Origin of the sequence: Shewanella sp. YQ_9, assembly GCF_043103185.1 — a bacterium.
GTDB lineage: Bacteria > Pseudomonadota > Gammaproteobacteria > Enterobacterales > Shewanellaceae > Shewanella > Shewanella algae.
In genome coordinates this window covers 34,100-45,811 of sequence record NZ_JBICJO010000039.1, presented here as the reverse complement: position 1 = coordinate 45,811, position 11,712 = coordinate 34,100, and the positions used below count along the sequence as shown (strand labels likewise).

The window sequence follows — 11,712 nt, the reverse complement described above, 5'->3', positions numbered from 1 at the left end:
CCCTTGCTGTATAATACTCAAACCGAACAAGAAAGCTTTTTGTTAGATTTTATATAAATTAAAAAAAGGAAATAAAAACATGGCTAAGGGGCAATCTTTACAAGACCCATTTCTGAACGCACTACGCCGTGAGCGCGTTCCTGTTTCCATCTACCTGGTCAACGGTATCAAGTTGCAGGGACAGGTGGAATCTTTTGACCAGTTCGTTATCTTGCTGAAAAACACGGTTAGCCAGATGGTATATAAGCATGCCATTTCGACTGTTGTGCCTTCTCGTCCATTCAATGTGAGCAATCACCAGGGTGGCGGCCAGCAGGGCTATAACTCGCAGCATGATGATAGCAGCGAACAGTAATAAGTTAAGGAGTTCACTTCTTGTTTGATCGCTATGAGGCGGGAGAAACTGCAGTACTTGTTCATATCGACTTTTCCGACGAAGACAGTCGGGAAGACCTTCTCGAATTGCAACTCTTGGTCGATTCGGCTGGAGCACGTTCGGTAGGGGTGATAACAGGAAGCCGCCGGGCACCTGACCGCAAGTTTTTCTTGGGGACGGGAAAGGCGGAAGAACTGGCAGCTTTGGTAGCTGCGACCGAGGCAAATGTGGTGATCTTCAACCACGCATTGAGTCCTGCACAGGAAAGAAATCTTGAAATCCTGTGTCAATGCCGGGTGTTGGACAGAACCACGCTTATCCTCGATATCTTTGCTCAGCGGGCCCGTACCCATGAGGGTAAGTTGCAGGTGGAGCTAGCGCAGTTGCGCCACATGTCGACTCGCCTGGTACGGGGCTGGACTCACCTTGAACGTCAAAAGGGCGGGATAGGTTTGCGCGGCCCCGGGGAAACCCAGCTGGAAACTGACCGGCGATTGCTGCGGGGGCGGATCAAGTCCATCAATCGTCGTTTGGAAAAAGTGGACAAACAGCGGGAACAAAGTCGCCGGGCCAGACAGCGAAGCGACTTGGCTACTGTGTCACTGGTCGGTTATACCAACGCCGGAAAGTCCACTCTATTCAACGCTTTGACAACATCGGAGGTCTATGCCGCCGATCAGTTGTTTGCGACCCTGGATCCGACGCTGCGTAAGCTGGAGTTGGACAACGGCGCCGTATTTTTAGCCGACACTGTGGGGTTTATTCGTCATTTGCCCCATGAGTTGGTGGCGGCGTTCAAGGCGACATTACAGGAAACCCGCCAGGCTGACCTCCTGCTGCACGTGGTGGACTGCGCCGACGACAATATGAATGACAACTTTGAGCAGGTGCAAGAAGTGCTCAAAGAGATTGAGGCCGATGAAATTCCGCAGCTTCTGGTCTGCAACAAGATAGATCTGCTGGAAGAGATAGGCCCAAAAATAGATTTCGACCCCGAAGGCCGGCCATACAGAGTATGGATTTCGGCCCAAAAAGGGTTGGGACTGGACCTTCTCAAGCAGGCGGTGGATCAACTGACCGCTGCCACTATAGTTGAGCTTAGCTTGAGAATACCGGCAATGGCCGGACATTATCTTGGCCAGTTTTATCGACTGGATGCGATACAGCAGAAAGAGTATGACGACCTGGGGAACTGTATCTTGTCTATTCGTTTACCACAGCCGGACTGGCATCGGCTGGTTAAACAGAGTCAAGGTGAGTTGGAAACCTTTATCCTCGAACCCGAGATTGATAAAGTAGTTTGTTAATAATCTCGTTTATTCATCCACTTATGGAGAGTTAAATGGCTTGGAACGAGCCCGGTAACAAGGGTAATGATCCTTGGGGAAACAAAGGTGGCAACGACAAGGGGCCACCGGATCTGGACGATGTATTTCGCAATCTGGCCAAACGCTTTGGCGGCAAGGGCAACGGTGGTTCAGGCTTCAGCATGGGAACACTGGCCATAGTTGCAGGTATTGCCCTGGCAGTATGGGGTTTTTCCGGTTTCTACACTATCAAGGAAGCGGAGCAGGGTGTCGTGCTGCGTTTCGGTGAACATGTCGGCGAAGTTGGTCCCGGCCTGCACTGGAAAGCCACTTTTGTCGATTCGGTTTTACCGGTAGATGTCTCAACGGTTCGCTCTATTCCTGCTTCCGGCAGCATGCTGACAGCCGATGAAAACATGGTCGTGGTTGAACTCGATGTGCAGTACAAGGTGAAAGATGCCTACCAGTATCTGTTCAGTGCCGTTGATGCCAACTCGAGCCTGCGTGAAGCTACCGACAGTGCGCTGCGTTATGTCATAGGTCATTCAAAAATGAATGACATTTTGACCACAGGGCGTGCCAAAGTTCGTGACGACACCCGCGCCGAGATTGAACGTATTATCGCGCCTTACAACCTGGGACTGCAGATTGAAGACGTTAACTTCCTGCCGGCCAGACCGCCTGAAGAGGTGAAAGATGCCTTCGATGACGCGATTTCAGCGCAGGAAGATGAGCACACTTATATCCGTCAGGCCGAAGCTTATCAGCTGGAAATTGAGCCCAAGGCTCGTGGTCAGGTGGAACGTATCAAGCAGGACGCCCGTGCATACAAAGAACGTGTTATCCAGGATGCTGAAGGCGCAGTGGCCAAGTTCAACAAGCTGTTGCCCGAGTATAAGCAGGCCCCTGAAGTGACTCGCGATCGCCTCTATATCGATGCGATGCAGCAAGTGTTCAGTGATACCAATAAGGTACTGATAGATGCCAAAAATAATGGCAATTTGATGTATCTGCCGTTGGATAAGCTGATGTCTCAGGAAGGCAAGCCTAAACCCAAAACTGAACAGGAACCTGAGCAGCAAGTGGATGCCGTCAGTAGTCAAAGAAACACTAACAGCAGCAGTTTCAACGGACGCATGTCCCGCGAAGAGCGCATGCGTCAGGGAAGGGAGTAAACCATGAGCAGATTCGTACTCATTATTATTGCCCTGCTGGCGGTCGTTGGTGTGTCTTCGCTGATGGTCGTCAACGAAGGGGAGCGCGCTATTGTTTCCCGCTTTGGTGAAGTGTTGAAAGACAAGGTCGACGGTAAAATGGTGCCCCGAGTCTATGGCCCGGGTCTCAACGTTAAGATCCCGTTGATCGACAAAGTCCGCTATATGGATGCCCGTATCCAGACTCTGGATGGCGCCGCCGACCGCTTTGTGACCTCTGAGAAGAAAGACCTAATGGTCGACTCTTATGTCAAATGGCGGATCAAAGACTTTGAAAAGTACTATCTGGCTACAGATGGTGGCAACAAGTCCAAGGCCGAGTCACTGTTGCAGCGTAAGATTAACAGTGACCTGCGTACCGAGTTCGGTAAGCTGACCATTAAACAGATTGTTTCCGGTACCAGTGAAGGCAGCACAAGCTTGTCTGAGAGCAGCAGTCGTGATGACCTGATGCGTATTACCCTGGAAAATGCCGCCAAGAGTGCTGAAGGTCTGGGTATAGAAGTGGTCGATGTCAGGGTGAAGCAGATCAATCTGCCATCCAACGTTAGCCACAGTATCTTCCAGCGGATGCGTGCCGAGCGTCAGGCGGTAGCCAAGAAACACAGGGCAGAAGGTAAGGAAGCGGCTGAGAAAATCCGTGCACTGACCGATGCCGACGTGGTTGTGACTCTGGCCAATGCCCGTCGCGATGCAGAGAACATCCGCGGTGAAGGCGACGCCATTGCTGCCAAGATTTACGCCGATGCTTATACCAAGGATCCTGAATTCTTCAGTTTCCTGCGTAGCCTGGAGGCCTACAAGGCCAGCTTCGCCGGTAAGTCTGATGTCATGGTGTTGGAGCCGGACAGCGAATTCTTCAAATACATGAAGCAAAAAGGCAAGTAATTGCACTGCTTGAAAGACCCGGACTGGTTCCGGGTCTTTTTTTATCTTTTTCTCGGCTTGATGCGAAAGTCACAGAATTATTGGCATTAATGTGTAAAGCCAAAATATACTGTTAATAGTCAATTGGTTATGTTTTAGCTATGGTTAAATTACTCTCGAGATGCTCAGATTTTGTAGCCTAAATCTGCTGTTTTTTTAACCCTGCCTGCTAAAAAACTGTAATCTCCCTAACCAACTTGTGTCTTTTGACTATGATCTGCTTCTAATTTTTCGCTATAATGAGCCCCGCCTCAAAATTCGACTTTTCCCTTTAGTGAGAACTAAGAGGCCTAAAGTCTTGAAAAACAAAAATTCCAACACCCTCTGGGAGATAAGTGGATGAGCAATGCGCCAGTCGATACCGGACGTCGCAGATTCCTGACAGCTGCAACCGCCGTAGTGGGCGGTGCTGGTGCCGTCGCTGTAGCGGTTCCCTTTATAAAGTCATGGAATCCGAGTGCCAAAGCGAAAGCTGCAGGTGCGCCGGTAGAAGTAAATATCAGTAAGCTAGAACCAGGTCAGCTGATCCGTGTGGAATGGCGTGGCAAACCCGTATGGATTGTCCGCCGTACTGAGGAAGTTCTTAACGAGCTCCCAACCCACGATGACAGACTGCGGGACCCGGCTTCTGACGAATTACAGCAGCCTGATTACGCCCAAAATGGCGTACGTTCGATTAAGCCTGAGTACTTTATTGCCGTAGGTATTTGTACTCACCTGGGTTGTTCACCTACTTACCTGCCAGACTCTTTCTCAGAGCAGGTTGAAGGTGTGACTTCAGGTTTCTTCTGTCCATGTCACGGTTCCAAGTTCGATATGGCCGGTCGCGTCTTCCAGGGCGTACCTGCTCCACTGAACCTGGTGATTCCTCCACATCAATACATTGATGATGGTAACGTGCTCATCGGCGTAGACCAGGGAGCTGCATAATGGTTAAGAATATAATTGACTGGATCGATGCGCGTATCCCTATGACGGCAACTTATAACCGCCATGTTGGTCAGTACGCCACCCCCAAGAATTTTAACTTCTGGTATTTCTTCGGCTCTCTGGCACTGTTGGTTCTGGTAAACCAGCTGCTGACCGGTATCTGGCTGACCATGAACTATGTGCCTACCGCCGAAGGCGCATTTGCCTCCATCGAATACATCATGCGTGATGTCGAGTACGGCTGGTTGCTGCGTTACATGCACTCCACCGGGGCCTCGGCCTTCTTTGTGGTGGTTTACCTGCATATGTTCCGTGGCCTGCTCTACGGTTCTTACCAGAAGCCTCGTGAACTGCTGTGGCTGTTCGGTATGTTGATCTTCCTGGTGCTGATGGCCGAAGCCTTTATGGGTTATCTGCTGCCATGGGGCCAGATGTCCTACTGGGGCGCTCAGGTAATTATCTCACTGTTCGGTGCTATTCCGGTTATCGGTGATGACTTGACCCTGTGGATCCGTGGTGACTATGTGATCTCAGGTGCAACCCTGAACCGCTTCTTCGCTCTGCACGTTATCGCGTTGCCTCTGGTACTTGTGGTACTGGTATTCCTGCACCTGATTGCGCTGCATGAAGTGGGTTCCAATAACCCGGATGGTATCGAAATCAAGAAGAACAAAGATGAAAATGGCTGGCCTGTCGATGGCATCCCATTCCATCCTTATTTCACCGTAAAAGATATCATGGGCGTTGCCGGCTTCCTGATTGTCTTCTGTTACGTGCTGTTCTTTATGCCTGAAGGTGGTGGTTACTTCCTCGAGAAGCCTAACTTCGAAGCTGCTAACCCAATGAAGACGCCTGAGCATATCGCGCCTGTATGGTACTTCACTCCGTTCTACGCCATCTTGCGGGCCGTACCGGACAAGCTGGGTGGTGTCGTTATGATGGGTCTGGCGATTGCCGTACTCTTTGTTCTGCCATGGCTGGATCGCTGTAAGGTCAAGTCGGTTCGCTACCGCAGCATGATTCACAAGCTGAACATTGCTCAGTTTGCTGTGTCCTTTATCGTCCTGGGTTACCTGGGTGCGGTACCTGCGACACCAACACTGACCATTGTTGCCCGAATCTTTACTTTCACTTACTTCGGTTTCTTCCTGCTGTTGTTCATCTACAGCAAGAGTGAAAAGACCAAGCCAGTACCAGAAAGGGTGACATTCAAATGAAAAAGTTATTGATTGCTTTGGTTGCCTTTGTGCCTGGTATGGTGTCTGCCGCCAGCGGTCACAATGTGCACCTGGAAGATGCCAATATTGATCTGACCGATAAAGAGTCGCTGCGTCGTGGTGTGGAGCTGTTTCAAAACAACTGCGCCGGTTGTCACAGCACTCAATATCAACGTTACCAACGTGTCGCCGAAGATCTGGATATTCCTGTCGATGAGATGCGCAAGCTGATCCACACAGATGCCAAGATCGGCGAGCTGATGGAAAACTCGATTGAAACCAAAGATGCGGCCAAGTGGTTCGGTGCTGCGCCACCGGACCTGACTCTGGTAGCCCGTGTCCGTGGTGAAGATTGGGTATATTCCTACCTCAAAGGGTTCTACAAAGACCCAAGTCGTCCTTTCGGCGTGAACAACACTGTGTTCCCGTCAGTCGGTATGCCGCATGTGCTGGAAGGCCTGCAAGGCATCGCAACTCCAGTTATTGAAACTGAAGTTGTTGATGGCAAAGAAGTTACTAAGGTTAAAGGTGTGAATCCAGCTGAAGGTGGTAGTCTGTCTGCGGAAGAGTACGATCAGGTTGTTCGCGACCTTACCGGTTTTCTGGTTTACTCGGCTGAGCCGGTTAAACTGGAGCGCGAAAACCTGGGTAAATGGGTACTCGGCTTCCTGTTCATATTCTTCGTGATCGCATACCTGCTCAAGAAAGAATATTGGAAGGATGTACACTAACCCTTAGAAAGGGGTAGAATATATTATCCGCATAATGTAAACGGGGGGCATTGCCCCTCGTTTACATTTGTTTTTTTCAATTCCGGAGGGTATCAATGGCTGTTGCTGCCAATAAACGCTCTATCATGACCCTGTTCTCAGGTGCCGATGATCTCTATAGCCATCAGGTTCGCATCGTATTGGCTGAAAAAGGGGTAACTGTTGATGTGTTGCAGGTGGATCCCAATGATATGCCAGAGGATCTGCTGGAACTCAACCCTTACAACTCAGTGCCTACACTGGTAGACCGTGAACTGGTGTTGTACGAAAGCCGTATTATCATGGAGTATCTGGACGAGCGCTTCCCGCACCCGCCGCTGATGCCCGTTTACCCAGTTTCCCGTGGTCAAAGCCGTCTGATGATGCATCGCATCGATACAGACTGGTATTGCCTGGTCGACCGTATCCGTAAGGGTGACCGCGCCGATGCGGCCCGTAAAGAGTTGCAGGAAAGCCTGCTGTCTATCGCGCCTGTGTTTGCCGAAATGCCTTACTTCATGAGTGAAGAGTTTGGTTTGGCTGACTGTTATCTTGGCCCCTTGTTGTGGCGTCTGCCAGTGCTGGGTATCGAACTGGATAACCGCGCGGGTAAAGACATCAAAGCCTATATGAACCGTATTTTCGAGCGTGAGTCCTTTAAGGCCTCTCTGACCGAAGCCGAGCGCGAAATGCGCATGGGTATCTGATGAAAGATTTGACCCCAAGTCGTCCATATCTGCTTAGAGCTTACTATGAATGGCTGATGGATAATCAGCTGACTCCACATCTGGTAGTGGATGCCACTGTGCCAGATATTCAGGTACCGCTGCAGTATGTTAAGGATGGTCAAATAGTACTGAATGTCGCCGGCAGTGCTGTCGGTGGCCTGCAGCTCGGCAACGAGTTTGTCGAGTTCAATGCCCGTTTCGGTGGTGTGCCACAGCAAGTGCTGTTGCCTATGGCTTCTATTGTTGCCATCTATGCCCGTGAAAATGGTGCCGGCACAGTATTCGATATGGAAGACGCCTATCTGCTTGAAGATGGTGAAGAATCACTGCTGAATGTGGTTGAAGAGGTTGAACAGCCACGGACTGAAGCCGAAACTGAACCTACAGAAGACAAGCCCAAGCGGCGTGGCCACCTGACTTTGGTTAAATAAAGCCGGGTTGACGCTTCAGCTACAGCATTGCAAAAAGCCAGTCACTATGACTGGCTTTTTCTTTTCAGCGGCTGCAATACCGTGCCGGCCAGCTCCACTCGGTTACGACCATTTATCTTGGCCTGATACAGAGCCTTGTCAGCCTGTTTGAGTGCCTCGCTTGCACTATCTCCAGGATCGAGAGTTGCCAGGCCAACAGAAGCTGTCAGTTGTAGGTAATGGCTTTGATATTCCAGGCCTTGTTGTCTGAGGGACTCAAGGAGTTGCTCGCCTCTTTGCTGCAGGGCCTGAGTCCCGGGTTCATCCAGCTTCAGCAGCAAGGCAAACTCTTCCCCGCCTATTCTGGCCAGTCGCTCCTGAGGCTTGAGCGCTTTCTTGAGCAGCTTACTGACATGAATAAGGGCGACATCGCCGGCATCATGGCCAAAGTTATCGTTTATCTTCTTGAAGAAATCCAGATCCAACAGGGCAAGTACCCAGCAGCCCGGCTGCTCTCTTTGCAGTGCGACTTGGCGCATGAATGCGCGGCGGTTGAGCAATCCGGTCAAGGTGTCTGTGTCGGCCTGATGTTGCAGTACCAGCTCGGCGCGCTCGGCATACATTTCGCTGATCAGCAGTATGGCGCAGGAACTGATAATACAAGAGCAGATCACCAAGGCCTTTAAAATGGCCAGAGTGTGTGTAGAAAGCAGGGCGATATCAGGGTGGGATGGCCAGCCGTGCAGCTCAAAGAAGCTGAACAACCCCAGATTGGCTAACATCAGGATCAGGATGGAACGCCATTCACGGATCTCAAACAGTACAACCAACATGATGGCAAACAGCAGGTAATAGCTGTGGATTTTGATACTGGTACCTTGGGCCGTCATTAAAGCTGTGGCGGCATCGGCCATCAACAGCAACATTAAACACCACCTGGCGGCAAAGAACTTTCCCTTGTAGTTGAGCAGTAATACCAGAGGCAGCAGGGCAACAAAGGGCAGCTGATTCAAGCCGGAAAGAATAAAGCCTTGGTTACCGCTGATATAAAAACCCAAAATAAACAGCAATATAGTTGTTACGGAAACCAGTACGCCCAAGTTGACCTGAATGACTTTACGCTCCCGGGTCTTGATAGCACATCTATCACACCCCAGCATCAGCAAAAAATTCAGCAACCTGGTCATATTGGGCATAGGCAAAGCACTTTTATAAGCCACTCGAAATATCAGCTTAATTCAAACCCCGTTGTTGAACCAGTCTTGGCGCCAGATAGCAGCGGATTGCCGGTGAAGTTTGGCGGAACAGCCAATGTCTTTCAGCGGTAAGCGGCAGGGATCTCCCCCTCTGTGCCACTTTGGCTTATTCCCAGATTACAGCGGCTATAAAAGTTAGGATTCTTGGCCAAAATGGCAATAAATCTACCCAAGCTGGCGCGGGAAGTTTCGGTCCCCAGAAAGCACTCGCCTTTTTGAGTAAGTTGAAACTCTTCTATCGGTTTATCGGTTAACCAGACGGGGCGTAGTATGGTGTAGTCGAGTGATGAAGCTTCGATAACATTGGCACTTCTGAGGTTAACAGGCCGGGTGAAACCCACCATACTCTTGTCCCAGCTATTGAAGGGTTCAGGAAGTTCTTCATAGATACCGCCGGCATTGAGTGCAACGAGGCGCTGCACCTGAGCATTTTCCATGGCGTGCACCAGATTTCGGGTCTTGCGGTCCAAATCCATTCCACCCATGGTGTTTATCACCAGATCGATTCCGGTCAATGCCGAGACCAGGTCATCGACTTTGTTGGCATCCCCCTCTACCAGCCGAACTCTGTCATTGTAAAGGTGTTGCAGTCGTTCAGATCTTCGAAGAAAAAGCGTCAGTTGCACTTCCTTTATCTCCAACAAACGCGGCAAGATGGCTTGCGCCGAACGGCCATTGGCACCGATTAACAAAATGTGCATCAACAAACTCCATTAAAGATGAAGGCTGGACAGAGGAGAGCCTCTGTCCGCTTGAAAGTTATAAATACTCACCGAAGAATGCGTTCAACTTATCGAAGGGGATCCGCTCCAATTGGTCATAGAGGTCAACATGGTTGGCGTCTTCGATAATCAGCAGCTCCTTGGGAGAGGCGGCTTCAGCGAAAGCTGTTTCACTGAAATAGCGGGAATGCGCCTTCTCACCGTGGATCAACAAAATAGGCCTGGGAGAGATTTCGGCGATATGAGTCAGCAGAGGTTGATTCATAAATGACATAGGGTTGGTGATGGTCCAGGAAGCATTGGAGTTGATGGCCCTTGGGTGAAAACCACGCGAGGTCTTGTAGTAATCGGCGTATTCCTGCACAAACCGGGGTTCACCTCCCTTAAGTTCCAGAGAGATAGGGCCATAGCCGGGTTTGCCATTTTCGGCATCCAACCAGCGCTGCTGGCTCAACTGGCCCAGAATTTCTTTGCGCTGCTCATGAGTCATGCTGTCGTTGTAGCCCTTGGACATGACCCGGGACATGTCATACATGGTGCTGGTTACCACGGCCTTGATGCGTTGATCCACTGCGGCAGCGTTCAGTGCCATGCCACCCCAGCCACATATGCCGATAATGCCAATTCGTTGGCGATCCACCTGGCTTTGCAAGCCGAGAAAATCCACGGCAGCACTGAAATCTTCGGTATTGATATCCGGGGATGCGACGTTCCTGGGTTCTCCACCACTTTCACCTGTATAGGAGGGGTCAAACGCCAATGTGGCAAAGCCGTATTCGGCCATCTTTTGGGCGTATAGGCCTGATGATTGTTCTTTCACCGCGCCGAAGGGGCCACTTATTGCGATTGCGGCCAGCTTGCCCTGCCTTGCTTTTGGCAGGTAGAAGTCGGCGGCCAGGGTGATGCCGTAGCGATTTTTAAAGGTGACTTTTTGATGTTCGACCTTGTCACTCTTGCTGAAGGTCTTGTCCCAACTGTCACTGAGCTTCAATTCAGACTCGGCTAATGCCGGAGTGGGGATGGTGGTTGCAATGGTCATGGCGATACCGGCTCCTGTCATTTTCAATAGTTCACGACGCCCATTATCGAGCGTCTCAGAGGGGGATTTTGCTGTGTCTAGGTTGTTCATGCTGGTGTTACTCTTGGTTGTAGGGCTGGTGCTCCAGGTGCTGGTTCAGCGCGGTTTGCGCGCGCTCGGCGCTGGCTTGATTCACCAGTTGCTTCAAGCCGGTGATCACAGATGTGAGTTGCTCAGGTGTTAGTCCCAGATTCATGGCAATGGCTATGTGGGCCTGAAGTTGGGGTTCAGCGCCAGGCAAAACCGCCAACATGGCCAGCGTTGCGATTTCCCTGTCATGCCAGCTCAGGTTATCGCGGCTGAAAATATCACCGAATAAATGGGTCTTGAGAAACTCATCAATGGCCGGTGCAAAGTCAAACAGAGGGCCTTGGACAACGCCTCCTGCCAGTTGTGTCTGGTTGGCTGTACCCGTTGAGAGTAACGCATCACCTTTGGGGAGCGGATGACTGGGCAACTTGCCAACTTCATCTTTCACGCCGCGAGCCTTGCGTGTCTCAACTACTGACATAAGAGTTCCCAGCGCATTGAGGCTACGGGGAAAGCCGGCGTAGGCATAAACCTGTACCAGTATTTCCTTGGTATCGTTGATGGTGAGTCCGGCATCCAGTCCCTGTTCCAGGGCGGTATCCAGCTTGGCCAAGTTACCTTCGGCGGCAAAAGCCGCAATAGGTACTATCGCTTGCTGTCTTGAGGTTAAAGGCTCTGGTTCTGTCATAGTGGGTGTCCTCGATTGGAACGTATGGGGTGTTTGTCCGGCAGTCTGAAATATTGGGATGCAAAGACACAGTATCAGCG

The 11,712-nt window shown here is 50.8% G+C and carries 13 protein-coding genes; 9 read left to right on the top strand and 4 right to left on the bottom strand.

What is annotated here, in order from left to right:
* The first annotated feature begins 79 nt into the window (after window positions 1-79).
* From hfq to ACF8D4_RS12130, 9 genes are all read left to right on the top strand, one after another.
* Window positions 80-355, top strand: coding sequence for an RNA chaperone Hfq (gene hfq, locus ACF8D4_RS12170; RefSeq protein ID WP_025011327.1), 276 nt, complete (start codon window positions 80-82; stop codon window positions 353-355).
* A 20-nt stretch (window positions 356-375) separates the two neighbouring features.
* Window positions 376-1,683 carry a ribosome rescue GTPase HflX gene (gene hflX / locus ACF8D4_RS12165; RefSeq protein WP_028779698.1) on the top strand — a complete coding sequence of 436 codons (1,308 nt, stop codon included), beginning with the start codon at window positions 376-378 and terminating at the stop codon, window positions 1,681-1,683.
* Window positions 1,684-1,718: 35 nt separating this feature from the next.
* Window positions 1,719-2,858, top strand: coding sequence for an FtsH protease activity modulator HflK (gene hflK, locus ACF8D4_RS12160; RefSeq protein ID WP_044733661.1), 1,140 nt, complete (start codon window positions 1,719-1,721; stop codon window positions 2,856-2,858).
* A 3-nt stretch (window positions 2,859-2,861) separates the two neighbouring features.
* On the top strand, window positions 2,862-3,785 hold the full coding sequence (gene hflC / locus ACF8D4_RS12155; protein WP_025011325.1) for a protease modulator HflC: 924 nt from the start codon (window positions 2,862-2,864) through the stop codon (window positions 3,783-3,785).
* A 378-nt stretch (window positions 3,786-4,163) separates the two neighbouring features.
* The gene (petA, locus tag ACF8D4_RS12150; RefSeq protein WP_025011324.1) at window positions 4,164-4,754 is read left to right on the top strand and encodes a ubiquinol-cytochrome c reductase iron-sulfur subunit; all 591 of its coding nucleotides are present in this window, start codon (window positions 4,164-4,166) and stop codon (window positions 4,752-4,754) included.
* The gene (locus tag ACF8D4_RS12145; protein ID WP_025011323.1) at window positions 4,754-5,971 is read left to right on the top strand and encodes a cytochrome bc complex cytochrome b subunit; all 1,218 of its coding nucleotides are present in this window, start codon (window positions 4,754-4,756) and stop codon (window positions 5,969-5,971) included. Before petA ends, ACF8D4_RS12145 begins: the two co-directional genes overlap by 1 nt.
* Window positions 5,968-6,702, top strand: coding sequence for a cytochrome c1 (locus tag ACF8D4_RS12140; RefSeq protein WP_107005505.1), 735 nt, complete (start codon window positions 5,968-5,970; stop codon window positions 6,700-6,702). Before ACF8D4_RS12145 ends, ACF8D4_RS12140 begins: the two co-directional genes overlap by 4 nt.
* A gap of 95 nt (window positions 6,703-6,797) precedes the next feature.
* A complete protein-coding gene (gene sspA / locus ACF8D4_RS12135) occupies window positions 6,798-7,427 on the top strand; it encodes a stringent starvation protein SspA (RefSeq protein ID WP_025011321.1) in 630 nt (209 codons plus the stop codon).
* Window positions 7,427-7,879, top strand: a complete 453-nt coding sequence (locus ACF8D4_RS12130; RefSeq protein WP_054743349.1) for a ClpXP protease specificity-enhancing factor — start codon at window positions 7,427-7,429, stop codon at window positions 7,877-7,879. The genes sspA and ACF8D4_RS12130 overlap by 1 nt, the downstream gene beginning before the upstream one ends.
* A gap of 44 nt (window positions 7,880-7,923) precedes the next feature.
* Here ACF8D4_RS12130 and ACF8D4_RS12125 read toward each other — a convergent pair whose 3' ends face one another.
* The 4 genes from ACF8D4_RS12125 to ACF8D4_RS12110 all read right to left on the bottom strand — a co-directional run bounded on the left by ACF8D4_RS12125 (window position 7,924) and on the right by ACF8D4_RS12110 (window position 11,632).
* On the bottom strand, window positions 7,924-9,054 hold the full coding sequence (locus ACF8D4_RS12125; protein WP_208158138.1) for a GGDEF domain-containing protein: 1,131 nt from the start codon (window positions 9,052-9,054) through the stop codon (window positions 7,924-7,926).
* A gap of 122 nt (window positions 9,055-9,176) precedes the next feature.
* Complete coding sequence (locus ACF8D4_RS12120; RefSeq protein WP_392465592.1) at window positions 9,177-9,815, bottom strand: NAD(P)H-binding protein; 639 nt, start codon at window positions 9,813-9,815, stop codon at window positions 9,177-9,179.
* A 58-nt stretch (window positions 9,816-9,873) separates the two neighbouring features.
* Window positions 9,874-10,965: an alpha/beta hydrolase gene (locus ACF8D4_RS12115; protein WP_096141996.1), complete on the bottom strand. Its 1,092-nt coding sequence runs from the start codon at window positions 10,963-10,965 to the stop codon at window positions 9,874-9,876.
* 7 nt (window positions 10,966-10,972) lie between these two features.
* Window positions 10,973-11,632, bottom strand: coding sequence for a carboxymuconolactone decarboxylase family protein (locus ACF8D4_RS12110; protein ID WP_096141995.1), 660 nt, complete (start codon window positions 11,630-11,632; stop codon window positions 10,973-10,975).
* Window positions 11,633-11,712: the final 80 nt, after the last annotated feature.

Coding starts and splice junctions, on each gene's coding strand:
- sspA (WP_025011321.1), top strand. CDS start 6,798: ATGGCTGTTGCTGCCAATAAACGCTCTATCATGACCCTGTTCTCAGGT.
- petA (WP_025011324.1), top strand. CDS start 4,164: ATGAGCAATGCGCCAGTCGATACCGGACGTCGCAGATTCCTGACAGCT.
- ACF8D4_RS12110 (WP_096141995.1), bottom strand. CDS start 11,632: ATGACAGAACCAGAGCCTTTAACCTCAAGACAGCAAGCGATAGTACCT.
- ACF8D4_RS12125 (WP_208158138.1), bottom strand. CDS start 9,054: ATGCCCAATATGACCAGGTTGCTGAATTTTTTGCTGATGCTGGGGTGT.
- ACF8D4_RS12130 (WP_054743349.1), top strand. CDS start 7,427: ATGAAAGATTTGACCCCAAGTCGTCCATATCTGCTTAGAGCTTACTAT.
- ACF8D4_RS12120 (WP_392465592.1), bottom strand. CDS start 9,815: ATGCACATTTTGTTAATCGGTGCCAATGGCCGTTCGGCGCAAGCCATC.
- ACF8D4_RS12140 (WP_107005505.1), top strand. CDS start 5,968: ATGAAAAAGTTATTGATTGCTTTGGTTGCCTTTGTGCCTGGTATGGTG.
- hflC (WP_025011325.1), top strand. CDS start 2,862: ATGAGCAGATTCGTACTCATTATTATTGCCCTGCTGGCGGTCGTTGGT.
- ACF8D4_RS12145 (WP_025011323.1), top strand. CDS start 4,754: ATGGTTAAGAATATAATTGACTGGATCGATGCGCGTATCCCTATGACG.
- ACF8D4_RS12115 (WP_096141996.1), bottom strand. CDS start 10,965: ATGAACAACCTAGACACAGCAAAATCCCCCTCTGAGACGCTCGATAAT.
- hfq (WP_025011327.1), top strand. CDS start 80: ATGGCTAAGGGGCAATCTTTACAAGACCCATTTCTGAACGCACTACGC.
- hflK (WP_044733661.1), top strand. CDS start 1,719: ATGGCTTGGAACGAGCCCGGTAACAAGGGTAATGATCCTTGGGGAAAC.